This window comes from Mixta gaviniae, from assembly GCF_002953195.1.
Lineage (GTDB): Bacteria > Pseudomonadota > Gammaproteobacteria > Enterobacterales > Enterobacteriaceae > Mixta > Mixta gaviniae.
Map to the genome: position 1 here is coordinate 3193668 of NZ_CP026377.1, position 26669 is coordinate 3220336.

Annotated in this window: 34 protein-coding genes and 1 pseudogene; 1 reads left to right on the plus strand and 34 read right to left on the minus strand. The window is 50.5% G+C overall.

What is annotated here, in order from left to right:
• Positions 1–33: 33 nt before the first annotated feature.
• From C2E15_RS14820 to C2E15_RS14860, 9 genes are all read right to left on the minus strand, one after another.
• A complete protein-coding gene (locus C2E15_RS14820) occupies positions 34–1038 on the minus strand; it encodes a DUF6453 family protein (RefSeq protein WP_104958052.1) in 1005 nt (334 codons plus the stop codon).
• Positions 1038–4196: a TipJ family phage tail tip protein gene (locus C2E15_RS14825; RefSeq protein ID WP_104958053.1), complete on the minus strand. Its 3159-nt coding sequence runs from the start codon at positions 4194–4196 to the stop codon at positions 1038–1040. Before C2E15_RS14825 ends, C2E15_RS14820 begins: the two co-directional genes overlap by 1 nt.
• Positions 4197–4205: 9 nt before the next feature.
• Complete coding sequence (locus tag C2E15_RS14830; protein WP_104958054.1) at positions 4206–4730, minus strand: tail assembly protein; 525 nt, start codon at positions 4728–4730, stop codon at positions 4206–4208.
• The gene (locus C2E15_RS14835; protein WP_104958055.1) at positions 4673–5398 is read right to left on the minus strand and encodes a C40 family peptidase; all 726 of its coding nucleotides are present in this window, start codon (positions 5396–5398) and stop codon (positions 4673–4675) included. The genes C2E15_RS14830 and C2E15_RS14835 overlap by 58 nt, the downstream gene beginning before the upstream one ends.
• Positions 5398–6102 carry a phage minor tail protein L gene (locus tag C2E15_RS14840; RefSeq protein WP_104958056.1) on the minus strand — a complete coding sequence of 235 codons (705 nt, stop codon included), beginning with the start codon at positions 6100–6102 and terminating at the stop codon, positions 5398–5400. Before C2E15_RS14840 ends, C2E15_RS14835 begins: the two co-directional genes overlap by 1 nt.
• A complete protein-coding gene (locus tag C2E15_RS14845; protein WP_104958057.1) occupies positions 6099–6452 on the minus strand; it encodes a phage tail protein in 354 nt (117 codons plus the stop codon). Before C2E15_RS14845 ends, C2E15_RS14840 begins: the two co-directional genes overlap by 4 nt.
• A gap of 42 nt (positions 6453–6494) precedes the next feature.
• Positions 6495–6785 (minus strand): hypothetical protein, encoded by a 291-nt coding sequence (locus C2E15_RS14850; protein ID WP_104958058.1) that lies wholly within the window; start codon positions 6783–6785, stop codon positions 6495–6497.
• A gap of 207 nt (positions 6786–6992) precedes the next feature.
• Positions 6993–9512, minus strand: coding sequence for a tape measure protein (locus C2E15_RS14855; RefSeq protein ID WP_104958059.1), 2520 nt, complete (start codon positions 9510–9512; stop codon positions 6993–6995).
• Between the two features lie 59 nt (positions 9513–9571).
• Positions 9572–9910 (minus strand): hypothetical protein, encoded by a 339-nt coding sequence (locus tag C2E15_RS14860; protein ID WP_104958060.1) that lies wholly within the window; start codon positions 9908–9910, stop codon positions 9572–9574.
• Between the two features lie 203 nt (positions 9911–10113).
• On the opposite strand from C2E15_RS14860, the gene C2E15_RS21500 reads away from it, so the two are divergent.
• Positions 10114–10326 (plus strand): ATP-binding protein, encoded by a 213-nt coding sequence (locus C2E15_RS21500; RefSeq protein ID WP_128861304.1) that lies wholly within the window; start codon positions 10114–10116, stop codon positions 10324–10326.
• Here C2E15_RS21500 and C2E15_RS21740 read toward each other — a convergent pair.
• From C2E15_RS21740 to C2E15_RS14975, 25 genes and pseudogenes are all read right to left on the minus strand, one after another.
• Complete coding sequence (locus C2E15_RS21740; protein ID WP_167391883.1) at positions 10316–10468, minus strand: hypothetical protein; 153 nt, start codon at positions 10466–10468, stop codon at positions 10316–10318. The genes C2E15_RS21500 and C2E15_RS21740 overlap by 11 nt on opposite strands.
• Before the next feature lie 13 nt (positions 10469–10481).
• The gene (locus C2E15_RS14865) at positions 10482–11177 is read right to left on the minus strand and encodes a DUF6246 family protein (protein WP_104958061.1); all 696 of its coding nucleotides are present in this window, start codon (positions 11175–11177) and stop codon (positions 10482–10484) included.
• A gap of 49 nt (positions 11178–11226) precedes the next feature.
• Positions 11227–11970: an Ig-like domain-containing protein gene (locus tag C2E15_RS14870; protein ID WP_104958062.1), complete on the minus strand. Its 744-nt coding sequence runs from the start codon at positions 11968–11970 to the stop codon at positions 11227–11229.
• Between the two features lie 68 nt (positions 11971–12038).
• On the minus strand, positions 12039–12971 hold the full coding sequence (locus C2E15_RS14875) for an HNH endonuclease (RefSeq protein WP_167391884.1): 933 nt from the start codon (positions 12969–12971) through the stop codon (positions 12039–12041).
• Between the two features lie 101 nt (positions 12972–13072).
• Entirely contained in the window at positions 13073–13456 is a 384-nt protein-coding gene (locus C2E15_RS14880) for a phage tail termination protein (protein ID WP_104958064.1), read from the minus strand.
• A gap of 40 nt (positions 13457–13496) precedes the next feature.
• Positions 13497–14039 carry an HNH endonuclease signature motif containing protein gene (locus tag C2E15_RS14885; protein WP_104958065.1) on the minus strand — a complete coding sequence of 181 codons (543 nt, stop codon included), beginning with the start codon at positions 14037–14039 and terminating at the stop codon, positions 13497–13499.
• Positions 14040–14142: 103 nt separating this feature from the next.
• Positions 14143–14511 carry a hypothetical protein gene (locus C2E15_RS14890; protein ID WP_104958066.1) on the minus strand — a complete coding sequence of 123 codons (369 nt, stop codon included), beginning with the start codon at positions 14509–14511 and terminating at the stop codon, positions 14143–14145.
• A 2-nt stretch (positions 14512–14513) separates the two neighbouring features.
• The gene (locus C2E15_RS14895; RefSeq protein ID WP_104958067.1) at positions 14514–14861 is read right to left on the minus strand and encodes a hypothetical protein; all 348 of its coding nucleotides are present in this window, start codon (positions 14859–14861) and stop codon (positions 14514–14516) included.
• Positions 14862–15033: 172 nt separating this feature from the next.
• Positions 15034–15435 carry a DUF7370 family protein gene (locus C2E15_RS14905; protein ID WP_104958069.1) on the minus strand — a complete coding sequence of 134 codons (402 nt, stop codon included), beginning with the start codon at positions 15433–15435 and terminating at the stop codon, positions 15034–15036.
• Between the two features lie 60 nt (positions 15436–15495).
• Positions 15496–15792 (minus strand): hypothetical protein, encoded by a 297-nt coding sequence (locus tag C2E15_RS14910; RefSeq protein WP_104958070.1) that lies wholly within the window; start codon positions 15790–15792, stop codon positions 15496–15498.
• Between the two features lie 10 nt (positions 15793–15802).
• On the minus strand, positions 15803–16900 hold the full coding sequence (locus C2E15_RS14915) for a major capsid protein (protein WP_104958071.1): 1098 nt from the start codon (positions 16898–16900) through the stop codon (positions 15803–15805).
• A 14-nt stretch (positions 16901–16914) separates the two neighbouring features.
• Positions 16915–17367: a gp53 minor capsid family protein gene (locus C2E15_RS14920; protein ID WP_104958072.1), complete on the minus strand. Its 453-nt coding sequence runs from the start codon at positions 17365–17367 to the stop codon at positions 16915–16917.
• Positions 17367–18641, minus strand: coding sequence for a hypothetical protein (locus C2E15_RS14925; RefSeq protein WP_104958073.1), 1275 nt, complete (start codon positions 18639–18641; stop codon positions 17367–17369). The genes C2E15_RS14920 and C2E15_RS14925 overlap by 1 nt, the downstream gene beginning before the upstream one ends.
• Positions 18642–18657: 16 nt before the next feature.
• Entirely contained in the window at positions 18658–19620 is a 963-nt protein-coding gene (locus C2E15_RS14930; RefSeq protein ID WP_104958074.1) for a phage minor head protein, read from the minus strand.
• A complete protein-coding gene (locus C2E15_RS14935; RefSeq protein WP_104958075.1) occupies positions 19568–20908 on the minus strand; it encodes an anti-CBASS protein Acb1 family protein in 1341 nt (446 codons plus the stop codon). The genes C2E15_RS14930 and C2E15_RS14935 overlap by 53 nt, the downstream gene beginning before the upstream one ends.
• A gap of 18 nt (positions 20909–20926) precedes the next feature.
• Positions 20927–22180, minus strand: coding sequence for a PBSX family phage terminase large subunit (locus C2E15_RS14940; RefSeq protein WP_104958076.1), 1254 nt, complete (start codon positions 22178–22180; stop codon positions 20927–20929).
• The gene (locus tag C2E15_RS14945) at positions 22173–22589 is read right to left on the minus strand and encodes a DNA-packaging protein (protein WP_104958077.1); all 417 of its coding nucleotides are present in this window, start codon (positions 22587–22589) and stop codon (positions 22173–22175) included. Before C2E15_RS14945 ends, C2E15_RS14940 begins: the two co-directional genes overlap by 8 nt.
• Positions 22590–22685: 96 nt before the next feature.
• Positions 22686–22871, minus strand: a pseudogene (locus tag C2E15_RS14950) (hypothetical protein); the annotation flags it as partial.
• Complete coding sequence (locus C2E15_RS21745) at positions 22864–23007, minus strand: hypothetical protein (RefSeq protein ID WP_167391885.1); 144 nt, start codon at positions 23005–23007, stop codon at positions 22864–22866. The pseudogene C2E15_RS14950 and the gene C2E15_RS21745, both read right to left, overlap by 8 nt.
• A 283-nt stretch (positions 23008–23290) precedes the next feature.
• A complete protein-coding gene (locus C2E15_RS14955; protein ID WP_146108557.1) occupies positions 23291–24271 on the minus strand; it encodes a hypothetical protein in 981 nt (326 codons plus the stop codon).
• Positions 24272–24377: 106 nt separating this feature from the next.
• Positions 24378–24884, minus strand: a complete 507-nt coding sequence (locus tag C2E15_RS14960; RefSeq protein ID WP_104958079.1) for an HNH endonuclease — start codon at positions 24882–24884, stop codon at positions 24378–24380.
• A gap of 211 nt (positions 24885–25095) precedes the next feature.
• The gene (lysC, locus tag C2E15_RS22350) at positions 25096–25332 is read right to left on the minus strand and encodes an Rz1-like lysis system protein LysC (RefSeq protein ID WP_425438015.1); all 237 of its coding nucleotides are present in this window, start codon (positions 25330–25332) and stop codon (positions 25096–25098) included.
• A complete protein-coding gene (locus C2E15_RS14965; protein ID WP_104958080.1) occupies positions 25229–25684 on the minus strand; it encodes a coiled-coil domain-containing protein in 456 nt (151 codons plus the stop codon). The genes lysC and C2E15_RS14965 overlap by 104 nt, the downstream gene beginning before the upstream one ends.
• Entirely contained in the window at positions 25672–26304 is a 633-nt protein-coding gene (locus C2E15_RS14970) for a glycoside hydrolase family 19 protein (protein ID WP_104958081.1), read from the minus strand. Before C2E15_RS14970 ends, C2E15_RS14965 begins: the two co-directional genes overlap by 13 nt.
• The gene (locus C2E15_RS14975; RefSeq protein WP_245912280.1) at positions 26288–26650 is read right to left on the minus strand and encodes a phage holin, lambda family; all 363 of its coding nucleotides are present in this window, start codon (positions 26648–26650) and stop codon (positions 26288–26290) included. The genes C2E15_RS14970 and C2E15_RS14975 overlap by 17 nt, the downstream gene beginning before the upstream one ends.
• Positions 26651–26669 lie beyond the last annotated feature (19 nt).

Below are 26669 nucleotides of genomic sequence, written 5' to 3' on the forward strand. Positions count from 1 at the left end.
TATTATTGAATGATGATTGTTGAAATCTGGCGGCTAGTTAAAATACTGTTCACCATCCAGAACGACGATTGGTACGGATGCTATAGGCAGAACAGCCTGATATCCGCCGGTGTCAGCCAGCAGCGTTTGTTTCCCTCGCGATGAACGGATATTACTTCCGGACATAATTAATCCTCTGTTATAAAAACTCCAGTTCATTCCGCTCTCCTTTTTCGAATCTCCACCATATATCCCCAGGCAAACCATTGGCCTCGTCACGCCTGTAGAAGCACTGGTTCCACTAACGGTAACGGTGTTTTTTATAAACATGGGGATGTATGCGCTGTTGAATGTACACTGCCCGCTATTGTTGAAGAGGTAGAACCCATATTCAGGCATGGTAAGCGCAAACCCATTGCTGAAAACGGCAATGTTAAGCGTTACCGAACCGCCTGAGACATAAATTGTCTTATTATTATTGGTATATTCCACTACTGCGGTTGCGCTGTTCCAGTTAGCGAAAACAGAGCAGTTAGCCCTGCCCTGAACACTGGCCGGCACTGTCCATGTGCCACCATTTCCTAACGTAACCGTGGTTCGGTAAACGCAGTAGCCAGCACGCGTCGCATCGGTTATGCCTGTGAAATTTGTGCCATCAGGAATAAAAAAACCATACGATGAGTCTGTGGGGTTAATGGTTTCATATACGTCAAACAGGAACCATCCATTGTCAGTAGTTCCTCCAATATCGACCCCTACTGAGTAGGTATTGAAATTAACAGTCACAACACTGCCAGAAACCGTGATGCTGTTAACCCCGACGGTATCAACGGCAAGGCTGGTTGAGTCCTGAAATATACCGTACATCGTGACCGGAACGACCAGCAATGTTGTGTTTGCGCCCTTCCCTGAAATGGTAGTGCTAATGCGTGTGTTATTTCTGCCTGGCGCAATTCTTATCCTTTGCAGATAAGTAATCGCCCGTGCGCCTCCTGAAAGCAGGTTGTAATAGCTACTACCATTGTCAGCGGTCAACCAGAAACCTTGCTCTCCAGCCATTATGGTTTGAACCCCATTTTGAGAAGAATAACACCCGAACTGCTTTTAAGGCCGGCGCCGGTAGAGTCAATAAAGAAGCCACTGTTTGCTGAACGGAAATTGAGCTGGTTGTTATCCTTACCAAATTGCCAGCCATTACCAGATGCGTAACCGACAGACTCAAGAGTCCCGGCTATCTTTGCGTTGGTGATAGCAGCATCCTTTATTTTTGCACTATCAATGCTGGCATCCTGTATCAGTGCAGATCGGATAAATACTTGCCCGTTAATAGCTGCAAAAGCCAGTTGATAACTTCCAGGGTTATTTCCGGTATAAATACCGAACTGGTCAGCACTAAAAGCCAGCGTTGATTTATAACCGCCCCCCGACGGCTCAATTCCCATAGCCATGCCGGCCTTGTAATACTGTCCGTTGCGAAGAATCTGTAGACCCACATCATAGAACGCACTGGCGCTACCATCTGAATTTACTGTGGCCGTCAGCTTTTGGTTAACTGAAGATGTCAGATCGCCGATTTGAGCTTGTACAAGCGTATTCTGCTCTGCCATCGCTTTGCTGACGTCTGCGATAGTGGTGCGAACAGTCAGGATGTCCGCGCGAACCTCCCCGTACTGCTGGAATTGATGGTCTACTGATGAGTTGTTATCCAAGGCGTTCTGCAGCATGCCCTCAATATTGGTATCGATTTGACTGCTTAAGTGCTCGAAGGTATCTGAGTTACGAATTGCGTCATCAATGTAATCATACATGCCAGGGATGTCCGCTGATGCCTGACCTGATACCTCTACAAAAGCAGATGTGCCAAACGCGTTTTTCGTACGCACATACATGTAATAGGTCGTGTCGGCCTTCAGCCCATGCAGAGTCCATTGTGAAGCGCGGCCAAGAAACTGAGCCTCATTCACGATGTTCGCTGCGCTGGTTGCTTTAACTTGGCCTGTATGCCAGAACTCAAAGGAAGTGTCCGTGGTGGCCGCGACGTTCATGACTGGCACAATATCGGCGGAGAAGATGCCAGGCGTCCACTGGATAAATGAAGGTGCGGACGGGGCGCCGATAACTAAGCTGACCTGAGTCTCCGCTCCTTTCATCCCATTTTCGTTCCGGCCGCGGACACCGAGTGTATAGCTACCCGCATTCAGGCCGTAAAACTCATAACGAAACTGGTCTGTTTCATATTGAGCCACCACTTTCCCGTCAGCGCTGTATACATATAGCTCAAACACGATCTTTTTAGTGAGCGTTGCGGTCTCCCATGTAGCTGTCACCTGAACGGTTTCGCTATTCGTGTTTATGATGCGTAAATTTTCGATGTTCGGGACGCGATATCCATTCAGGGTATCGTTGGGCGTTTCGAACACGGTGCCGTCATCAACTACAGCTTGCTTATTAGGGTCGTGCAGTGTTGCTGAAATGCTATATACCGAGTTGTTCTCATCTTCAGAAATACCCATGATGCGGAACAGTCTTGGTGCGACCTCACCAGTGGTGATAACAAAGACGGTTCCATCACGCACCCATGAAGGCGTTGTTTTGAGCGTAATTACCCGGCTGGCTACGCTGGCGATTTCAAACTTAACGAACTTGCCGCTTGAACCCATCAGCGACATAGTATCGCCGCCACCTACCAGAGCTGACACATCAGCATCGACAGTTATGCTACGACCGGCATGAGAGATAATGCGTCCACCAAGTCGAGTGGCTGCATAGTTGTTATCCATAACCTCAACAACATCGCCAGGCATGAAGCGGATAGCTTCACGTGCCATCTTGAAAGTGATTTTCTTAGTCTCGCGCTTGCAGGTTTCAAGCATCCACTTGCCTGTTCTGAATGCCTGACCACGCGATGTACAGCCAAATGCTTCAAGCGTGGTTTCGTTGTAGCCGTAGCGCTCAATCATCTCATCGTCTGACACGTACTCTTTGACCTGAGACCAACCATTATTCGGATCCGTCCACGATACAATAACCGCATTAAATCGCTCTGAGCGCTTCATTGAGCTATAGCTGAAGAGCCCATCAACCACGTTGGCGTTAGTGATTGAGGCAACAGGATCCTGTGGGTTATCCAGCATCACTGAGAAGCGCATGCCGTCCCATAACGCTATACCCCGGAACATGCCAGCAATATCATCCAGCAGGTCGCGCGCGCTTTTCTGCTCTGTGATATAAGCGTTGAGGGTAAAGCGAGGCTCTTTGCCGCCGTAGCCGTCATCAACCAGTTGATCGCAGAATTGCGACAGCACATACAAGCTGCCATCGTCCACATCGATGTAACCAGCACGTTTCGCCAGGCCATAACGCGTATTCTTTACCAGAGCGCGAAACAACCATGCCGGATTATTTGTCCAGGCTGACTTGAAACTGCCGGTCCATATTCCTGTGTAGGTTCGCGTGATCGGGTCATAGTTATCCGGCACATCGACAATCAACCCGCGAAGGTGGTAGGTTCTTGTTGGTGTATCGGTGTACTGGTCTCGGTCAACCACACAACCGGCAATAGCGGCATAAGGGTATGACAGGTTGTCATCCGTGATTTCTGTGTAGCTGTTCCAGATGGTGCCATTGTTGAGCAGGTCACTGTTGCTGTCCGGCGTTACGCGACGCAGGCGAATATCAAATGGTTTAGTTTCCGGGGCATCAAAGAGGTGAGCTTCAAGGTATTCACCTGATTGCTTACCAGTTATGGTGACCGTCTTCTGTATCTGCCAGCCGGCTGAACCAATGCGAGTTTCAATAACCATCGTCACTGACGCCTGCTTCTGGTTGCCTTTTTTGTCCTGCTCAACCAGCGCTGACACGCCGATATTCATGCGTACACGGTCAATGTCACTGTCAGTAACCGTCCTGACAAGGGGAGTTGCCTGCGTCACGTCAGCATTAACCACAGTCGTAGCCTCAATGGTGTTGAAGCCGTTAATTGGTGTCTGTGTCTCCGTCCCCGGTCGCCATGCCACACTCACGCCGTTAATGGTGGCGTTACCTGATGAGTCGGTAACAGGCGTTTTGTTTAGCATGAAAGATGAGAGATTATTTTGATCTACAGGGCCGTAGATTGGCCCTTCTGTTAAAAGGTCAAGAACGCGCAGGAATTGTTTTGATTTGAGATTATCGTCGAGTAGTTTGGGAGTGCTACCACCTCCGCCGCCTGAGCCCATAATTTCACCTTAGCTAATAGAAATATCCCAGTCCTGATTATTCGTTGTGTCGATGCCCAGACTGATAACGTTTGACCCAATGACCATCTCACCCAGCAACAGTGGCACCGGTCTACCCTGGCCAATGCGGTTTTCCGCGCTGGTGAATGAGTTGTTAGTAATGGAATTGGTATCCTGATCCGCTGAAGTTTTTGTTTTCATGTGCGACGTCATGTAAAGCGAGTAAGCCACCGAAGCTACTGTCACAGCGACCATAATCCATGCCGCTGCCACGGCTGAGATAGAACCCTCAACAATGGGAACAAACAGCACTCGCGCACCGTCTTTAACGTGGCGGTTCATATGGAATTCAAGGTTGTCAGCGGATATGTCACTGCCGTCGATGCGCATGCGTAACCGGGTTTGATAGAAGTCTCTTTTAAAGTCAGGACACTGCGCCAGCAGCAACCGAAGCCCCTGCGCGGGGGTGTCGACGTTCAGAGTGATTTGGCGGAAATGTCGTCGTAAATTCCCCGCAAATCCAAAAGTGAGCATTGTTTGTGTCTCCAGATAGAGTGAATCAGAGGGACATGCATCTGGCGAAGCGGCTCACGGCGGCTAAGCCTGCCATGCACTTCGTGGTGCAGGATGATGTTGTCTCCCAACCAAATCATCGCGTGGCACGGGTCGCATTCAGGAAATGCGCGACGGATAATCACATCACCCGGCTGGATGTCCTCAAAACCAACCTCATGAAAGCCATTAGCTTCCATATTTTTTAAGTAGAGGTTTTCGCCGCGCACCCACCAACCGTTAGTGCGTTCGAAGTCAGGCAAATCGATGCCGCAGAGGTGATAGGAATCGCGAAAAAGCGTGTAGCAATCCATAACCCCGTGTTCGAATCGTCTGCCCAGCAGGTGCGGCACCGGCCGGAATTTGCGAAGACGTCCATCGCTGGCTAACCACCAGTCAAGACCGGAATTAAGCTGCGCACTGCGGTCAGCAGCAGACAACACTAATTTTGAGTCAGGGTGAGAATGAAAAACGGCGGTGATTTCTCCCGCCGTCTCTGCTTTAAGCCATTCTGTTTCGTCAACGCGAAAGTTACGCGCCGGATCGGGATGGGCATTGCGACATCGCCATAATTGTTGCCCGTCAATAATTAACCCGCAGACCTCCCCATCGGAAGAAGCTGCATATTTCAGACATTCAGATTCAAGCATCAGGACACCTTTGCAGAGCCGGGGTAACCGCCATACGGCAACGGGCTTGGTTTGGGAAACCGCATACGGCAACCGCTGCGGTGCTTTGAGCATTTATCGCGTGACATATCAGATGTTGGGTTATCCTTCTCGTCGGCAACAGCAGGGCCAGAGTAGCCACAGCCATCGCCGCGATACACCCACTGGCAAACATCCGCCAGAATGGTTCGCGCCGGAATAATCGCGTTATCGCAGTCAACCGGAGTCGCCAGGTTATAAGTGACCGTCTCGAAAGTCTCTTCTGACATTTCTTCGATGACATAGCGAGACACGGCTTCCATAGTCGGATCTGCATCGGCATTGCCGTTCGGGAAGTTCACCGCATCCAGATGCTTAACCAGCACCTGCCGACGCGTTACTACAGCTCCCAGCGCATCGTCATAATCATGGTTGATGCCAGTAATTAACCCGGAGATGTTCGCCACCGTCATCGTGGGGCGCGAATACGTTCCTTCAGACTTAACCTCAAACCCTTCGACAGCGATCGGATAGGCTGAATAAGCTCGCCCCTGCCAGATGACATCGTTGTAATAGCCATTGGTGCCCGCGTGAAAACGGATCACATCTCCACCAAATGACTGCATGTCTACTTCAAACAGGTCGAGCATCGCGCCTATACCTGCATCAACGCTCTCGATGATTAACTCTGCTGGGATGTCTCTCATCGCGGCACCTGCTCAAACGTTGCGGTTAATTGATAAACGCTCCCTGTCTTTTGCATTGACCAGGAACGACACACATATAGCCCTCGCACGCCGGTATCAGATGGCGTCCAGTAGAAAGATTCCACCGCCATGCGCGCCTTCAGGAATGCATCGACGGCTTTAGCCACGTTTGGTCGGGCACACTTCGAATCGTCATAGCCAATGAATGTCAGTGGGTATTTCCCCATTAAAGGGTTTATCCCCTTCACCTGACGCTGCTCATAGCCATCGCCTAACTTAACGACCGCTACATCAGGCGTACGCTCGCCCGTGAATCCCGCTTGGGGGATCCATGTGAAAGTTTCTGGCATGGGATTGCTCTCAATAAAAAACCCGCCGTGGCGGGTTTACATTTAATTGATGTGTGCGATAGGGTCGACTTTCGTGGTGCCGGAGTTTTCAATCAAACCTCCGTTAACCATGCCATAAATCTCGATATAACCTCCGTTGTTAGTGACACCTCCAGAGGCCATCCCTCGCAAGATGAGAATTCCGCCCGGCTCAACGGTAATTCTTTTTGTTACCATGCCAGGCACTTCCGCTTTAATACCATTTGGAACGATAAGATTACCGCACACCATGCCACGAATTACCACGTCATTGCTTAGCAGGAGGTCGCCCTCGTGTTTACCTGTGATTTCCATTATTTTTGTCCTTAAAATGAAGAATTTCCCGGACAGCATAAAACAATTCAAACACTTTTTATTTACGCTGCGTCAGCATTCCGCCTGGTCGCTGTTGATCCTTCATTGCTCGAAGTGACTGTTGGTAAGAGATTTGAGCAATCTGCTTGGTTAGCTCTTCAGGGTCTCCAGTTGCAGAATGGATAGTGAAGTAATTATGCTGCTCAATTACCCCGCCCCACCGCCTGAACCGCCAATATCCTTATTGCTGAGCACCCGCCCATTATCCCCGGGGATCATGTACTGGCTGCCGTTGCTGGCTTTAAAGATTTCTGGCTTACCACCCTCACCAACCCGGTACATGCTGTTGGCGTTAACAGGGCCGCCGTGCTCGCGTCCGCCGCCGTATGAGATGCTACCAATGCTGGAGAGAAGTGAAGCTCCCGCACTAGCAATCGCCGCATAGTTGGCAAATTTCTGCGCTGGCGTAAGTGCAGTTGGGTCTGCCATTGCCTGTGAGATGGCGAGCTGCAGGTTTAAAGCCGCCTGCGCTACAGCAAAGCCTTTGCTCAATGCGAACATTGCCTGGTACGCGCCGCTGCTTTTACCTGCGGCGCCGGCCGCAAGATTAGCCAGTCCATCGAAACCCTGTGACACAGACCCAATGATCGAAGAGATCGCCTGCGACTGCATGTTCGCTTCGTTCTCTGCTATCTGTTGGCGAGCATTGGCTGCCTGTCGCTGAATGGCAGTTTTGGCATCCTCATAAAGCTGCGCATTCTGTACATCTAGGGCCTGATATTTGGCTAACGCCTCGAGTTTCTGCTGTTCCTGTAGGTCAATCTGAGCTGTTGGATTCTGAACCGCGCCCGATCTAGCATCTGGCATAACCTCGGATGCAGCGATTTCCTGCTGAGCGAACTTCATGCCCTGCTTTATTTGGGCCTGTTGCTTGAGGGCGTTGTTTTGATCCCAAATCTTTGCCGCATACTTTCCGGCCTGCTCTATCTGAGTATCAGTAGCGCCTTTGCCCAGAGACTGCTCCGCAGCAAGAATGGCTTGAGCTCGCGATAGTTCCTTTGTGGTATCTCCTACCTGCTCTGACTTAGCTCTGAGGGCCTCCAGCCTCTGCGTTACTGTTTCTGCTTGAGATGCAGACCTTTTCGCTTCTGCATTTCCAGCTTTAGTTGCAGATGTATTTTTCTCAGTGGCTGCATACTCTTCCTGCAGCGCTTTAACACGCTTACTATCGGTTATGCCGGCATCTTCAGCATCATATTGTGCCTGTAGTCTTGCTTTAGCCTGACCTTCCAGCTTTGAAAGCTCCAAGCGCCGCTGAGACTTCTTCTCCAGATCCTTGGCTTCTTTGCTGTCAGTCGTCGACTTGGGAATAACAATTTTGGACTGGCTTTCAAGCTCCTTAGTGGAAGCTGCTCGAATGCTTCTGATTTCAGACTCTGTATTTTTCAGGTTAAAAGCCGCTTGCCCAACGCGCTGCTGGTAAACAGACTGAGTCTCCCACCATTTTTGCCCTTCCTGAACCTCGCTTGTATATTGCTTTTGAAGTTCAAGCAACTTTGGCAGCCTTCCTGCATCTCCTGCATTCTTATTGAAGTAATTCAGGTTGTTTGAAAGCTGGGTCATGGCACCGGCCAGAGACCTGGTCAGCCCAATGGATTCATTCAAATCTGAAATCACGTTTTTAAATGCAACATCCAATGAGTTTTTAGCGCGTTCGACGCTTGAAGGCATTTTGTCGAATTCTTCACTCACCTTCCCAGCCTGGGATCTTATTGCATTCAGCGCATCCTCTGCTGTTAGCTTGCCTTCGAGCATCCTCTTGCGTAAATCACCAACAGATATTCCTAAGCCGGCCGCCATCTGGCGCGCCAGTTCCGGCATCTGCTCAATAATCGAGTTAAATTCTTCCGCCCGGATAGTTCCGCCATCCAGAGACTGCCCAAATTGCCGAAGGGCTAAGCTCATTTCTTCACTGGATGAGCCTCCAACAGTACCTATTTTTTGGAGAGTTTCTGTAAGGGCGAGGATCTGAGAGTTTGATACGCCAGCAGATTTTAATGACTGAGTTAATTTTTCCCAAAGCCTTTCCGTATCATCGAGGCTGCTGCCAGTTTGAGCTGCGATAGCGCTTAAACTGGCCATTGTACTCTTTGCAATCTCAATTGAAGGTGAAAGCCGTTCAACCCTAGCCTGAAGAATGGACATCTGATCCGCTATAGAAATGATGCGACCGGCAGCTTGCAACGTAAAAGCACCTGCTATTGCCAAACCAACTCGGTTCATCATCATCTCCATCCTGCCGGATGAAGCGGACGCCTTCTCAGTGGATGATGAGGCAGTATCTTGAGCTGTCTTGAGGTCATAGAGCTGACCAGCTAAGGCAGCAACCTCCTTTCGTTGTGCAGCGGTCGCCTGTGAGCCCGCCTGAAGCTCAGCTGCCAACATGACTGCGGCCCTTGCGCCGTTTTGCTGCCTCTCTTCAAGTATCGCGACTTGGTTTCCCAGAGACTCCATAACCTTAGAAGCTTGGCTAGCGTCATTGGCAGATCGCGCGACCGCTTTTCCGGTTTTCTGCGCGGAACGCTCAAGGCCATCCATACTGTTTGAAGCCTTATCTGCACCTTTACCCATGGAGTCAAGAGCCGCTTTGGCTTGCGTTGAACCTTGCAGCAATGGAGCAATGTCAGCGCCAACATCGTAGTAAATTTCCCCAACCTTCTCTGACATCACGATCTCCGGGCAATAAAAAACCCGCCAAAGCGGGTTGATGAATTTGTGGGTTAAATCTAACTGCAGGCCTCTTTGCCTACATAATCAGCAATTGATCCGTCAACTATTGGTGAAAGGTGATCATCGGGTTTGGAGGAATGCATTTCCTCCAAAGTCTCGCCTGAACCTAAATACATTACTTTACCTGCATGGCAGTCGTAGGCTCGCTGCGAATATGTCGTTCCCGACTTACCTTCTCGCTTAGTAATGATAGTGTAGAGGTTGCCTTTGCTGCCAATATCTAAAATGGTATAGGTAGCGTTAGGATCTGACGGAACATGTAGCTTGTAAGGGGGCTTACTTGCTCCCGTAGCGAAAAGAACTGCAACAGCTGAACCCAAAATAACTTTCTTCATATCCCTATCCCCAAAAGTAACAGTGGGATAAATCCTAGCATGGAGTGGCCGCAAGACAATGCAAAACCATAAGCACTGATCATCTGTCAGGATTCCGCCGATTTACTTTAGAGGATATGTTCAGTACTCAGCCCGTCCATGTTTGGGGCATGGGCGCACACAGCAATGAGGGATGGCTGATTACCTCTTGTTAAGGAATCGAAGTGGCTAAATATCTTCTTACAAGCATTAGCGATCTAAGGAACTTAGACAATCTTCCAGAAGGGCTGCGCACCAACATAAGTTTTGGCCTGCAAACACCAGCTGGGGTTACTGTTTTCGGTTTTGACCCACATGGATACGACATAAAAAACATGACTATTGCACAATTAGAAGAGCTGGCAATAGAACAATTTAAGAAGAGCGTTAACTCATAGCATCCAATCTCGCGCGCAGTTCATCAACAGCAAACTGAGCCGCATCTGATAACTGAATAATTTTTTCATTAACTGAAGTGAGTACCTGCTTTACCTCGCTCACTTCCTTTTCCAGTGCTTCTACACGCTGCTCTAAGTTCATATTTCTCTCCGGATTATGTCGTTTTTGCCTGCTTTCTTTCCCACTCCGCCCTTCGGCGAGCCTGCCTTTCAAGGAATTCATCCTGAACGGTGTCATATTCCTCTTTCGTAAAGCCCTTCTGTTCAGGGAACTTCGTCGCTAACAGCATCTGAAACTCCGTCATCGTCAGCTGCTCTGCTTCCTCGCGGCTCATGCCAAGATGGGTGCGAGCTGCGCTGATGTACTCGAAGGCGTTGAACTCAGATGAAGTGCTGGCCCCTTCATGCTTTTGCAACCGCCTTACTTTTGCCTTCCCGATGATTCCATGCTGAATCAGAGACTGTGCGATCAGAACCATGTCACTTACCGGCATTGCACCTTTGCGGTACACGAAGAGCCATTTACCGGATTTGCCAAGCCGTAGCTCGCCAATCAGAGGGCTAATGTCATCATCGCAGCAAGCTGAAAGCACATTCATCGCAGAGTAGGCCACATTCTTATTGAACTGTGGCCGAGCAATGTAGCTCATCAGCCACTGCGGGACACCGCCGTAAGCGGCAATTGAGCGCTTAACCAGCGAGGTGTATTCATCGTTGTGCAGGTCATAAAATGCCTGAACAATTGCAGCAGGATCGCCAATTCGCATCATGTTTGCGAATGACGGCCGGAAAAAGTAGTCACGTTCACCCAGCGATATCAGGCACTCGCCAATTTCTTTGTAAGGGGTCATACGCTCTCCATAAGCATTATCAGGGGCAGCACGCCGCCCCTTGGAATGGTTACGGAGCGGTCACGGTAACCGCGCAAGTGCCGGTAAAATTGCCGTCATTGGATTTGAAGGTAATCGTTGCACTTCCGGCTTCCACGCCGGTTACCAGACCGGTAGAGTTCACCGTTGCTTTGGTCGCATCAGAAGTTGTCCATGTGCCTGACTTATCCGTCGCGTCAGAAGGATTAACCGAGCCTGTTAACTGTCGTGTTGCACCGACAGCAAGTGAGGTAGTCGCCGGAGTCACCGTTACACCGGTAGCGGGAACATTGGCATCAGTATCGAACACCTGGAAAGTGCTGGCATCGGCTACTTTAAACTCCGTTGAAAAAGTTACGATGTCATTGCTTCCACCGTCTGAGCTCAGTGCATTAATGAGCATATAGCCCTGCAGGGTTACCGCGCCGAATTCCATGCGAACCCAGAGTGTTGGCTGGCGCGCCGCCTGAATTTCGGTATTGAAGTACTTAATGAGGCGATATACTCCATACTGGTCGAGTTTATCGTTTTGGCGCACTTCACCTTCAAACGAGATCGTCAGGTCAGCGTTCGTTACAATGCTCTCAACATAACCTTTCGTATCATCTGCGTCAGAGGTGACAGAATTTGGTGACATATCGAACGATTTTGTAGTCCCGGCAGCGAGCGCCTTCCATTCAGACTCTTGGGGGACGACGTCCGGGCAGCCGTCCGCGACTTCGAGCACAATGGCTCGTCCGAAAAGTTTTGTGTTATCAGTTGGGCAGATAGCCATAACTGTTATTCCTCTTTCTTTAGGCAATAAAAAACCCGCACTAGGCGGGTTCGTTTGTTAAACCATCGCTATCTGCCATGGTTTTCATGATATTCATACTCTATTTCGGCTTTCTTTCTGGCCTGCACGGCGTCTTCAAAAGTGTCAAAATTACCAAGAGATTTTCTTTTGTTTTTATGGCTATTTATGTACGCCCTGAACTTCCCTGTATCCTTTCTCTGAACAACACCTACATGACCACTAGTGTTGCTAGAGTAAGTGATCATATTCCTCATATTCTGAACGCGATCAGTAACCCTGAGGTTGCTAAATCTGTTGTCTGTCCTACATCCGTTGACATGGTCAATCATCCCGTCTGGATAAAAACCAGTCATGATTGCATAACAAATTCGATGAGCTGGGTATTGCTTACCATTTAACATCACTTTCAGGTAGCCATATTTGCTTACAGAGCCAGCTAATTTACCAAAAAATTGCCTGTGATAGTTCTCAAACCCCGCACCGCCCTTGAAATGGCTTCTTGGCCTTTTTTTCCATGTTAGCGCGCCCGTATCAGGATTGTAGTGCAAGCATTCTTTTAGATATTTGACGTCTAAGTGATCCAATGGAGAAAAACTATCTTTCTCCATTGCAGGATTTTCAATGTGACTTTCTGACAATGATTGCGGAACGTACTCAGAAAGGTTAATGACTCTATTATCACGCTTATCGCCATTTAAGTGATAAACCTTTGAGGTCGGCAACCTTCCATGAAAAATAGTGAAAATTATGTCATGTAAATAATACCAGTCGCACCCTATCTTGACTGATATTGAGGTGTCTGGCCTTTCGAATCCGGCGATCTTATTCGCGAATCGGTTATTTACGCTTACCTGTGCCGCCTTAGTTTTAAAGTGACTGAGCGGCCTGCATTTCCAGAGAAGAGTTCCATTTTCTGGATCGCAGTCAAAGCATTCTTTTAAAAACTCAGGCGTGATTCCTTTTGCAGCTAAATTTCTCATTACAACCTCGTCAAAGTTGCTCGTCATTTGATGGGTGTGGCAACCCGGCGACGAAACCGGGCTTTCGGGGATCAGCCTAGCCACTTCTTTATTATACTCTTTTATTCCCCATACAAAACAGCGAACTGCAGGCGCCAGACGAGGCGGCCTTCTGTTGTGAGCACCGGCGAAGGGATTCCGCCAATATTCTCGATGTGCCCGATGCAATCGTTAGGCATTGGGTATTTCTGGACGTAATCGATAATGTCGCTAACCGCTTCTTCAGTGACGCGGAAGTTATCAACCGGGCTGATTACATCGACCATGACGTAATATTCAGAGCTAAGGTCATTACGAATTGCAGAGCCGCCATTGGGGCGGAACACGATGAACCGGTCAGCTTTATTTCCCGTGTCGCGCCAGACCAGCATTTGCACCACCGAGTTATCGCAAAGGCCAGCGACACCGAATAACTCACGCACGCGGACATGCATTTGAGGAGTCATAAAAACACCATTAAAAAAGGCCGCCTAAGCGACCTTGATTTCACCTTCCATGATTTTCATGGAAGCCGTATTTCCGGCTTGCTATAAGTCTGGCCTTCTTTGCCTCTTCAATTGAGTCAAACCGACCAAGTTTTATTTGCTTACCATCAACCTGAATTCTAGCCTGTATCCTGCCGCCATCATTGGGAATGCAAACTCCAATGACACCAGTTGAGTTATGAGATGGAATTTTTACATTCTTCCCATTTTCTGCATGACTGACCGATCGAAGATTCCCTATTCTGTTATCAGCAGGCGAGCCATTTATATGGTCAATCTCTTGAGGCCAAGAACCGTTCATGTATAGCCATGCCAGCCGGTGGGCGTAGTAACACTGCTTGTGAATACGAATTAACACGTAACCACTCTTCATAAGAGCGCCAGCTTGTTTGCCGGAATACTTGGTATTCCATATTTTTTGAGCGCGCGCGTCTTTGAAATGCTCAATCGGCCTAACATTCCAAGTGAACACCCCTGCATATGGATTATAGGATACGCATTCACGAAGATAATCAGCGTTAATTTCTAATTTTGTAGTTTTCATATAAACCTCGTAGTTGGCTTATCGTAGATGGTAGGTTGTGCCAGAGCGGTCTACGTTCCGCCTTTTCGGGAGCTACCCTAGGCACTGCTTAATTATACCTAAATTACAACGACATTTCTTTCTTAATCACCCTGTCGATTACGTCTTTTGAGTCCTCAAATCCCTTGGTTAAAAATTCCTTTTGAGCTGTAGCTCTCCTGAAATTCTGTGGGATATTTGGATCATGAACATATGCCGCATAAGATGCCGTGTAACCCACGCGGCCTGTAAGTCTCGCTCCATTCGCTGATAATTCTCGATACTGAGAGTTTAGTAGCGTTGACGTATCTATCGGGGTAAAAAGAGCAGCCTGAGACGAGCCGATAATCATCGCGCTCTGCAGCGCTCGCACCGCCTTACGTCCCTGAATATCATTGATAAGTGCATCCAGATTTTGCTGAGCCTGACGGACACCTTTAATCTTCACGCCCATGGCTACGCTCCGGTAATTATTGCCCAGTCATCAGTTACACGATCAAGGGTGTCACCCCAGCGAGTAACGTGCGCCACTTCATCCGCACCCGCAGCAATCGGATCGGCCTCGGTAGAGTTGCCTATCAATACGTAATCACCTTTATCAGCACCCGGAAACTCAGTAAAAAAGGTGTTTTTAACAACAATCTCTTTCCCTATGGAGCCAACCTTTTCGCTTAGGCCGCCAATGTAATCACACATGATAGTTATTGGCGCATCGAAACCAAGCGAGTCACCATACTCATCTATGCCGCGATTTTTCCAGAGCGTGCATGGCGCAGTGTTGGCCCATGCTGCTGTAGATGACATAGCTATTCCCTCCAGGCGATTACGGCCGGATTCGCAGCAGCAATGCGCGGGCAGTGAATCACCCACTTGCCGCTGTTGTTCACATGCCCGGTTGTCTGCCGGCCGTCAGAGGTTTTTATCCAGACACGAGCGAATGGTTTTGGTTGCTTCTGATTGGCATCATTCCACGTCATTAGCGCCCCCCACTGCACATGCAGCCACCTTTCCCAATCCAGATACCTGCAAAAGCCTGCTGAGTGGGGTCGTCGGGGATTAATGCCGTTGCGCAGCCATTTTTATCAAGACCTCTCAACAGTGCTAAGGAACCCTTCCACCTGTCGGCAAAAGACTGATAGCGGAACGACCTCGAAGCACCTGACGGGGCTGACTGAGAGCTGATATAGCGATCGCCCTGCCCCAGCCCCATCAGTCCTAACAAATACATCTGGATAAGCAACGCTGTCGCTGACGGATAGTTGGCATCAAGACATTCCTGAATGCTGTTAACCTGCTCAATCAGCGCATCAAGAATAAAATCGGGCAGCGTGATGCCAACCGACTCCAGATATTCCTTCGCCTGTGCTGTGGTAATCATGCTGACCTCAAATATCAGCCCTCCGCAGAGGGCATAAAAAAACCGCCATCGCGGCGGCTGTTATTCAGCAGGGAAAAGCTTATCGAGTTCGCCCTCCGGCAGCAGCTCTGCCAGCTTATCGGCGCCCAGATTGCCTTTGTATTCAATGCCCAGCTCATCCAGTCGTTTGGTAATCGCCTGCTTACGTGCCTGCTTATCGGTAGATGCATCAGGCGTGGACGGAGTCAGCTCTGCTGATGCCTTACCGGAAAGCTTGCGGACATGTGATTTCAGCGAAGGATGCAGCTTTTCAAGCTCAACCACATCACCGAGGGCAACACCATGCCACGGACGGGTTACTTCGTATTTATCAGCCATGATTTATTCCTTATGCCAGATTAGCGCCGTAAACCACACCAGACAGGCCTTCGCCGTCCTTTTTAATCTGCAAGCCTTCAGCAGACATGATCTGGAAGTTGTAGTTACTCTGCGGCATCAGGCGAGGAAGCGGAACAACACCAACAGCCATGCCAACCAGCGGTGAAATAACGTCCTGACGACGCTGATAGCCGAAGAACTCATTGCCGCTAAGCGCGAAGGTCGGGCGGATTTCTTTGGCCGGGATGAAGCGAGAAATTGCATCGGCCACGGTGCCACTTACCAGCGCATTGCTGCCGGCGTTAACGTTGATGAGGTATGGCTTGGACATGTTTGCCCAAATCTCAGCACTCACCCACAGGACATCATAGGCAGCGACTTTGTTGCGGCGAGCAGTCAGGCCAAAAGCACCAGTCGGGCCGAAGAATGCCAGCATGTCAGCCGGCGAGGCAGTAGTCAGGTCGATATTCGCACCGCCCGCGCCGCTGCCGAGGTTAATCTTCGCAGTGTTTCGGTGGTTACGGATGCCCTGACCTTTGTAGCCATCGACAGAAATGCTGTCATCGCCATTCAGGTAGTACGCGACGCGCTTTTTGTGGAACTTGCGCATCTTGGCAGCCTGCGAGTCCAGCGCCAGGTCAATACCAACGGTGCTCAGGCCTGCAGCGTGACGCCAGTTAACACCATAACCTGCTGTAAATACCGGGATTGGGTCGCCATCGCCACCGTACTCGGTGTGGTCGAAGGAATATGGCGCCTGACCATCAATGCTGATTGATACGTCATCAGCAATATCACCTGAAACGGTATAGAGCTTGGTGGTTTTTCCGATAGGCAGCACGGTCTGTACGCCTAACAGGTCGTTGATGATTTCCATACCATCTTCTTGATCGCGCATCTGGATAATCTGTCGGTCAATCTCAGCCCAGAATTCGCGAGTAAAGCCGCCAACAGCGTTAGCTGCCAGCATTTCGGCGGTCATGCTTGGACGGTAGGCATTAACCATCATGTCGTGCTGATGATTGAAGATGTTGCGGTTCGCCCACAGCTCGTTCCAGTGTCCGCGCAGTCGGCTGTTAGCAGCCAGTGTTTCAGCGGTAAAATACATTCTTATTCTCCTGATTAAGCGCCAGCGGCTGCGGCAACGGTGCCAACGCGCATACGCACGCGGATGAAATCGGTAGTGTCAGCAGCAATAGTCGCTTCGTCCTGGCTGTAGCCGATCACCGAGTCGGTGTCAGATGCAGCGGCGGCGAACTGACCGTTATCGCCCAGCGTGATCGGGGTGTCTTTCTGGTAAGTGCCCGGAACACAGCGCAATGCCAGCTCTCGCCCTTCTTCGACATAATTACCGACAGCGGAATCGCCTTCGGGGATCGGGTCGTTGATACCCAGCCCCTGATGGTATGCGCAGTCGATCACGTACAGACGACCGGTCAGCGCAGTTGCCTGTGCAAACTCATCGTCGCCATTAATTACTGCAGCGGTGCCTGGCAGGATTGCGGCGGCCGCGGCGCGGGTTTCGGTCTTGTACAGAGACTGACCGTCAATATTGACTCGACGATAACGTGCCATTACGCAGCACCTCCAAAGTAAGTTTTGAAATCAGGTGCGCCAGTTTCGGTCTGGTTCTGTGCGGAGTTAGCACCCAGCGGAGCCGCCTCACCCAGCGATTTGAACATCGCATCGAGCGCATCGCCTGACAGGGCGTTAGCAACAACCTCGCCGTGCTTCGCAGCGACTGCTGCGCGCTTGGTTTGCTCTTCCGCGCGAGAATTGGCGGTAAGCGCTTCTGCCAGCTGATTGTGATTTGCCTGCAGCGCATCAACCTTTTCAGTAATGGGTTTGAGCGCTTCAGCGAAGTTAGCGGCCAGACCTTTACCGATTTCCGTAATCAGCTCTTGTTTCTCTTCAGTGGTTAAAGGCATGTCGCCCTCCGTTTTGTGGTTTGTTGCAGGAGCATCCTGCGGTGTGAAAAGTGATTTGAATTTGTTGCCGATGAGGGATACCCATGACTCCTGACGCACAACCTGCGTGCCTGCAGTATCAAAGGTGATTTTTCCGCCTTCTGAGGTGTACCCGTATACCTGCGCATCTCCGCCATTGCGGATGATGACCGCCTGCGAATCGGTGAAGTCAGCCACCCAGCAATATTCATCTGTGCCACTGGCAAACTGGTCGCGTGCTGCCTTTTCTAGGCGGCGCTCACGCTCGCGATAGCTCTCGCCTACCAGCGCACCGGAATTGGTTTTGATGGATTGCGCCTGGTCAGCGTTAACCATCAGGCCCACACCTTGTTCAGGCTGCGCGGCGCCAACCTCATGCAGCAGGATGGCGTCATGGTCCATTACGTTGATTTTTGCGACCCACTCAATGCCCTGAGCTTTCTGCTGCTCATTGGCTTCAAGCTGGTCAAGGAACACAGCAACACTGGTATGGATAGGCGGCACATCATCGCCGCGTTCAATAGCTGCCACGCGCTCCAGAAGCTCGCGACCACCTTCACTCTGGTTAGCAACCTGAACATCGACCCACTTCTCCGCATAAACCCGGTTACCGGATTTCTTCACGTTGCGGTTCCATGCGCCGATATGGCCTACGTTGATTCCTTCTGGAGAGAAAGCAGATACAAACTTTCCATCAACAGTAGGGTGACCGAGCGGCGCCAGAGTGCCTTCCAGACCCTGATAGTGAGCGTCGATTTCAGATGCGGGATAAAGCCCGCCGTTCATTACTACGTTTGCCGGCAGCGTATAGCTGGGGAGAACCAGATGTTCGCGCCCGTTATACGTCTCACGGCGAATAGACTGGCTGTTCACCTTTGTGGTGACGTTAACCTGCATTGTCATGGGTGATTACTCTTGTCTATGCCGCGTGTTTGCAGCAGTGATGTGATTTATTTGCAGCCATGCGCTTGCCCCACGTCTGGGCATACTCTTTCCTGGCAATATCGATAACGCTGGAGTTGAGCGGGACGCCCTTCTCATCGACCAGCACAGTGACCTGAGAGCATTTGCAGTTAATCGCATTGCCATTGATGCTGTACCACTCCCTGACCTCATCTGAGGTGTAGAGGTGCCCGTGTCGCAAAGCGTGAGTACGACGCGTGGTGGGACTTAATGCGGAAATATGAAGCAGCCTGACATTCAGTCCCAAATCGTCTTTTGCCTGGTCATGCTCATCCCATCGCGCTCGCCGGAGTGCTGTCGTGATTTCCGTTCGCGCAATGCGGTTAGCTCTGCTGCGCTCAATATCAGTCTGTGCAGTGATATTTCTGGCAACGTCGCGAGGATTCAGTCCGCGTCCGATACCGTCTGTTAGCACACGAGACAGATTGGCCTTAACCTGATTGCTCAGGCCTTTCATTTCTTCAAATTCACGAGCCCTGACCAGTATCAGGCGGGACTGGTACGCTTCACTGAGCAGGATGTTATCCAGGCTTTCCCGGTCAGCGGCGTATGCAGCGGACTGCTGCGACAGGTTACTGAACTCCTGAGCCGTGCCGCGCTGGTAAGCGGTAGACGCATAATCCTGCCAGAACCACAGATTCAATTCCCCGCCCTGCAGCAAAATGTCATCGATGAGCGATTCGCCGTTCTGCAGCAGCATAGAGAGAAGATTCTGGTCAAGGCGGAAGGTGTAGCGCTGGTTTACTGCTGGTTCCGATGGGATGCGGTTGAGTAGCTCGATATACCCCTTGCCGATTTTGCGTAGCCGCTTGCTGAACTCGCGCATTGCGCCGCGCTCCAGCCGATCTACACCGGTCGGGTCTTGCTTATTGGCCGGTAATATCGCTGGTTTCGCCGGCCTCTTCGCTTTCTTCGTCATCTTCATCCTCAGTCAGTGGTTTACCCAGCGGCTCATAACCAGCTGCGACGCGGATTTCATTGGCGGTAAAAACCTGCTCGCCCGCTGCCAGTGACTTCTGGTTGATGTCACTCATCTTGCTGGCGCTATCCAGCTTGTCGGAAGGTGACTGTTCATTCAGGTCATCCCATACAATGCTGAACTTGGCTACCGGCTTCAGGATTTGCAGGTCGATTAGCTTGTTGACCATATCTTCGATATCGAATGACAGGTCACCACGGCGCGACTGACAGCGGGCGTTGAAGTAAATCTGGTCTTCAGTGCTGGCCCGCTCACCGGACTGATTGCCAACAAGGATGCGCGAGGGGATATCTACCGATGCTGCAAACGTCTTCAGGTTCACATCATAGGTAGGAGAAGGGTCAGCAACCGCAGTTACCAGCGGCGTGACAGAAGCGCCCTGTGTTGTTAACAGGACGTCATTGCCACGGTTTACCTCTGCGGCCGCCTCATTGAACTTATCCTGTAGCTCGGTAACGCTGACGCCGTACATTGACGCGAGGTTGCTGAAGTTAATCTCTTTATCGAAATTGACGTTCAGCTGGCGAGCTGCGTTCTTCAGGAAAGACTCACCACTGCCACCCTCGACCTTTTCGAGGCTCACGGCCGCGTTGTAGCCAGGCTCCAGAAAGCCAATTTCATCATCGGACATGTCACCGATAATCAGGATTCGGTCTGGATGGATATCGCGCTGAACTCTACTCCCGTCAGGCTGCACTTCTGTGTACTGCCACTTGGTGATGTTTCCGTTGTCGTCGCGTGCAGCCACCTTTAATGCACTGGCCCATGCTGGCGTAATCTTCTGCAGCGCACGGCCTTTAACTACCGGATCATCCCAGCGCTTGTTGTCTTTGATGTGCAGTAGAATGCCAGCCCAGCGACCGACAAGACGACGCGTATCGGCTTTGGCAAAAGAGCGCCAGAAACGATGCGTAAGCACCTGGTTGCTGCTCTTCTCCCATGCAGAAAGCTGCTTCGACTTATCAGAAACCTCACCCTCAATAACTTGCGGGTTTGTTTTCCAGCAGTTGGAAACCAGCTTATCTACGGCGCCGTTAGCGATTCCTCCGCGGCGATAGAGTTTATAGAGGTCATGGAAGTCTAAATCTTCCTTGAACCCGTATTCACACCATGCGCTGCTGCGCTTGGCATCAAGCCCCATGCCGGGGTTAAGCATACCCATGCGCGCACGGGCAAGCCGCAAATCACTGATAGCGTGATTCACCGCTAATGTAAGTTTGTCGGTCATGGTTTGTCCGTTTGGGGGTTATCTGCCTTGCAGGCGTTTAGGTATCATCATTCCGGCCATCTGGCCCTTACGCTTGATATGGCCGTCAAGGCTGTAGCGGATAGCGTCCCATGTATGCTCGTCACCGTCTGCCAGCTTCGGCAGCACCTCACCGGTAATGCGATCAGTTTTGTATGACCACATGCGAGCTTCGCGGGCAACGTTTTTGCAGCGCGGATGGATGATGATTTCTTCAAACCCGCGGAGGTGGGCAATGCCATCCTCTACGCTGCCCTGCCACTTTTCAGCAGCGGAGATGTTGAAACCCTGACGCTTCAGGTAGCTGATGGTCTCAGGGCGAGCAGAGTCAGCCTTAATCGGCCATTCACGAGAGCCGGGGATCGTGTCGTAGAGTGTCGGCATGTGATCCAGTTCAGTCTGCATGCCATAGGCTTCATATTCGATATAAAGCCGGTTATGCAGAATGAATGAGCGGGTCAGCGTGTTAGGGTCTTTAGCGAAGCCAAAGTCAGCACCGAAGAATAAGCGCTCAGCCTCTTTCCACAGTTCATCCGAGAATTCAGCAACACGGTATTTTCCGGCCAGCACCTGCTTATCAGAGTTTTCGAGATAAGCCCCTTCCCATACCCATGCATAGGTTGCCGGGTCAAGGCGCCGCTGGTCGTTTTGCCGCTCACCTTCCAGTACATCAGGGAACCACGGATTATCCGTGTAGTTCATCTCGACAGTAACGCAGTCGTCACCAGCCTCTTTGCGGAAACGCTTATCAGTGGCGCTGCCATCTCTTTCAGGGTTCCATGTCACCCAAATCTCTGAGCCTTCTTCACGAACCGTAGGGCTGAGCTTCTGCCACGCTGTTTCACTGACTGATTCGGCCTCATCGACCCAGCACAGAAGAATGCGTGCTTTCGACTTAATGCTGTCGAGGTTATGGCGCAGGCCGCAGAATACGTAGCTGACGCTTTTATCGATGGTGCGGATATATTTCTCGCCAATGTCGAAGTTGGCAGCCAGCCATGGTACTGAAAGGATCGCCTGCTTCACTTCCTGCATGCTCGACTCTTCAAGCGAGTTCATGAACTCACGCGCGCAAAGCACTACGCCGCTTTCACCATTCATCATGGCCTGATATGCCTTTACGGCCGTCATCAATGCGAATGTTCGTGTCTTGGCGCTACCACGGCCGCCATGTGAGCAGCGATAGCGCTTATTGGCAGCGGTGAATAACGGAGCGAGTTTGGCAGGAATCGGAAGCTGGACAGATTCACTCATGCTTTGGCTCTACAGGTAGAAGCTGAATAGTTGTTGGCTTCGGAGACATGCTGCCATCAGATGACTTGTTATCGACTTCCTGCTTCTCGGCATAACCATGCTTGGCAAGGAGTAGCTTGGCGATCGTGGGGTTATAGTCCCCCTTCAGCCCGCCATTCAGGAGCTTATTCTCCTGCAGGGACAGAATTCCCTCTACGATGTCCGAAAAGCCATCTTCTGACTTATCTTCTCCGGCCCATTTATAGATGGATGACCTTGCGACACCGAGATAACAGGCAAGCCCTGCCACGCTGGGAACTACGTCACCAATGGTCTCATAGCCGCCCAGCAAATATTCTCTCGCTTTCTCTTTCGATTCGGCGAGTTTACTTGGGCGGCCGATTTCATTTTTACTTTCTTCGGTCGCCATAATTATTCCTTACTCTGTTGTCTCTTCAGCCGAATCAGTTTCATCGGCCGGCGCTGATTGTTCGGTTTCAGTCTCTGACTTGGGTTCAGGCTCAACCTCTTTAACCGGCTCAGGCACGTACTCCATCTTCAGCACGTCATCAGGCGCCAGATATACCCAGGCGCCATCTTCACGAGCAATACTGATGAAGCCATTAACGATTTCAGGCTGCGATCGGTTCATCAGGCCTTCATGCGTCTCGCCTGACTTTGTGGTTACTGTAATGCGGTAGGTGTCAGCCATTGAGCGTTACCGTTTCACCTTCTTTTACCGGCTCTCTTTTATAGCAAATATCAGTTAGCCAGTTGCATTTGGTAAGAGATGCAAGCATAAGCACAGGCTTCATATAAGGACGCAAAGTTACTTTCCAGCTCGCCATACAATTTCCTCATTTTGAGATTGAAAACATTCGACAGGTATTTCCCGCCATGGCTACTCCGTAAATTTGGTAACTACTGCTACTGCGCTCTGACCAGATGCGACACGCAGATATAGCGACACTGGCGGGCTGACATTTATCATCCTATCCGCACGATGCCACGCATCACTGTCTGCGCTGTCAGCATATTCAATGAAGCCCTCTGACACGGTTACATGCGCACTGTTCGTGCCATCTGTTATCTGTACCGGAGTGAGTGTTACTGCTACGCGTTCTGACATCGTTATTTCCTCATCTCAATCCGTTGAATGTAGCGTTCGCCCCAGTTATTGGTTGCAGGGGGCAGCGTGAATGTATCGCCGGTTATCTGATGCGTGTCGCTTGTGCCGTCGCTAAAATGAATCAGCAGCGAAGAGAAGCCAGCCGTCTGCACTGTCACGGAAGATGCGGCACGCTTTCCCTGCACGCCTGCCGCAGAGATAATCGGTGATGTTGCCAGCGTGCCTGCTTCAATTTGTGGATAAGCAGCACTGAACCCCGCAGCTGTATCAGCGATTACCACTGGCACAGAGTCATCCGTCACGGATGTGGGCGATGTCAATAACCCGTTATTAGCTCCGAAGTACGGGAATGCAGCTCGGAATATAAACGCCTCATCCGACACGATTGTTGTTGAAGCAGAAACGTAGCCGCTTCCTACATAACCAACCTGCCGGTTGTTGATTCCGATGTTTTGAAATGTATTACCCAAGAAGCCGGCACGAAACGCCAGATTATTGCGCCCCCTGTGCATGAGCATCAGAGAGTAAGTAATATTCCCTGACAGAGCGCCTGACGTCCGAAATTGAGTCCGGTGAAATACAGATCCGGAACCAGACTCACGATATTCTGTAAATCCGTCAGAACCAGGCAGGCTGGTCATATTCTCCAGCATGATAGAGCCAAACAGGTTTGTTGCCGCTGGTTCTGGCTCATGCCGCCCCACTGCTACGCCATTCACATATTCAAGCGGCCATTCATTCTCTGCTGAGGTGCTGAGCTTTCCGTCAGAACCGAGATAGCTGTGGGCGGGACCGGTATAAGTCAGGCGGCTATCAAGCTGAGTGGTAGTGAGGTCGATTACCACATTCTGCGAACCTGCCTTCACCCTGCCGATTGTTACTGCACCCGGCGTCCAGATGCCTCGACGCTTACCCCCAATCATTGGGGTATTGGGGATAGTTATCATATTCGTTTCCATTAAACCGATGTCGCGCTGCTTCACAGCAGTGCTAACCGTGACACAGGAGTGATGATGGCAGTCATCATCATGCCCGCTTGTTTAAACGGGCATTGTGATAAAAGCCGTTGTGAAAGAGGCTCTCTATTTATCAGGAGCCATTCATACCATGATTTGCAAAATCTCTGTGGTGCCTTGTTCTAAATAGCCTTACCGCTATCTCTGCATCTGCTTTATCTTTATATCGACCTATGTTGTACAGTTTTTTATCAACCATACATTGAGCATGCCAGCGCTTATGTTTCTTATCCCAGCTAACCCCTTTTATGCCAGAAGTGTTAGTTTTCGGGGCGTTTTGATTCCTTTGATTTTCTGATCGCGTTGCCTGACGAAGGTTGGAAATCCTGTTATCTGTTTTGATTCCATTGATATGATCAATCTCTCCGTCTGGCCATGACCCATTGATGAAGAACCAAGCCAGTCTATGCGCTCGATAAATCTTTTTATCAAGGCATATAGTGATGTAACCAGCTAGATTTTGGCAGCCCGCGTAACTTCCAACAGTAATTCGCTTACGAGGCTTTACCCATGTAAACAAACCAGTTTCTTTATTGTAATAAAGGTTATCTATTAAATATTCATGAGTTAACAACTTCATTGTGTATTCCTTTTGGAGATGACCCTCAGTGCCCAGAAATGACAGCCCATAGAAGCTCACCAGCTATACCGGCATTCCTCTGAGGGGCATTTCCAAACGGATCTATGGTGGTTTTGACGCCGGGCGAGGCGCTTTTTTTTGGTATAAAAAAGCCCGACCGAAGTCAGGCTGATGTTGCTCTGTTACTGAAGGTGAATCTTCTTGGGGTTTGTCACTGTGATCTGGAAATTTCGATTTGCCGAATAGCTGCCCGGTCAATATTGCACTGACCAAGCACGCCATACAGCTCTGCATTAAGCTCTACGCTTTCGCCAAATGTCAGCGTCTCGGGCACGGACGGAACATCAATGGGGCTGGTAAGCTCCGCCGGCAGGCTGATTTGCGGACTTTTTATCGCCCTGTATTCCACCTGCGGATTTTGCGGCTTCGCGCAGCCGGTCAACAGCATTGCTGTCAACAGGAGCGACAGCGCACTTGTCCGCCGCCAGATAGCGCTTGATTTCATTCTGGAGCTTCCTGTTTTGCTGTGCTGTTAAAGCCCGTTGCTCAGTGACCTGAGACATGACGGCATTTTGCTGATTTACTGCAGTGACCAGAGCATCAACGCTGGATGCCAGGTCATCATTTTTCGATCGCAGGTCGTTTATTTGTTCGTCTTTACTGTTTGCGAGCTTTTCCAGCCTGTCGTTGGTTGCCATCAACTGGCCGTTGCGGGCATTCAATCCCCACAAAGCAATGCAGACGAGACCGATAATGATGATATGTGAGTAATTTCGGATGAAGCTGATTACGTTGAGCATAGAATCCCCTTAGCCTTTGTGAGGCGGGATTTCCTGTCATCTAAACCGTTAGAGCCACCGTTAATGATTCTGGTGATGCGGGTAACATCATCAGAATCAGCAAGTTCATTTAATCCGTGATTCTTCCACCATGCCGCAGCCGATTCGGCAGCCAGCTTGTATCCGGTCAGCAGGTCAGGATTGCCAACCACGTCAGCACCAAGCTGTTCTACCAGAGCGGCATAGTTAGCCTTGCCGGTAATCTGAATCAGTCCGCGCCCGCGATAGCGATAGCCGTCACCTGATTCGATATCGCCATTGCCGTTCCGGTTCGCGTAAATGATGCTCGCGATCATCTTCTGGTCGGCAGCGTGAAGCTCGTTGCGGCCGTACTTCTTGGCCTGTGTCGGGGTAATGCGCTTACTGAACATGGAAAGCAGTGCGCTTTCGCTGTAGTTCAGTCCCTCTTCCACCTTGCGGAAGCCAGAAGATTCATGGCCGGTCTGTGCAATGAAATGAGCCTGACGCAGCGGCGTGTTAATGCCGTATTTGCTCATCGCCATTGCAATGTTTGTGTACCAGGCATCGCGCAGAACATCACTGACGCCGGCAGCTCTTTGAAACTCACTGGCTGTTAACATCACTGTCTCCAAATCGTTTATCAATCTGGCGCCGGATTTTCGACGAGATGTAATCCACACCAAGGAAGCCAAGGAAAACAGCAGCAACGCGAGTCGTGTCTTCACTGAAGTTCCAGTTAAATACAGAGCCAATCACCTGCAGCGTTGGCTGAAGGAAGAAAGCAAAGAAGCTGCACATCGCCGCATCGAGAAGACGACGAGGCCACGGCTCTTTACCGAGATATGTCGCGCGGAGGAGAGCCATTACGCCCGCAAGTCCTGCATAACCGGATTCGTTTCTGTGGGCATAGAGCCAGGCTATAAGGCTTGCCCAGAACCCAGGATCTTTTTCGGGCATACGTTTCATCTCCACCTCCCGCCTTCGG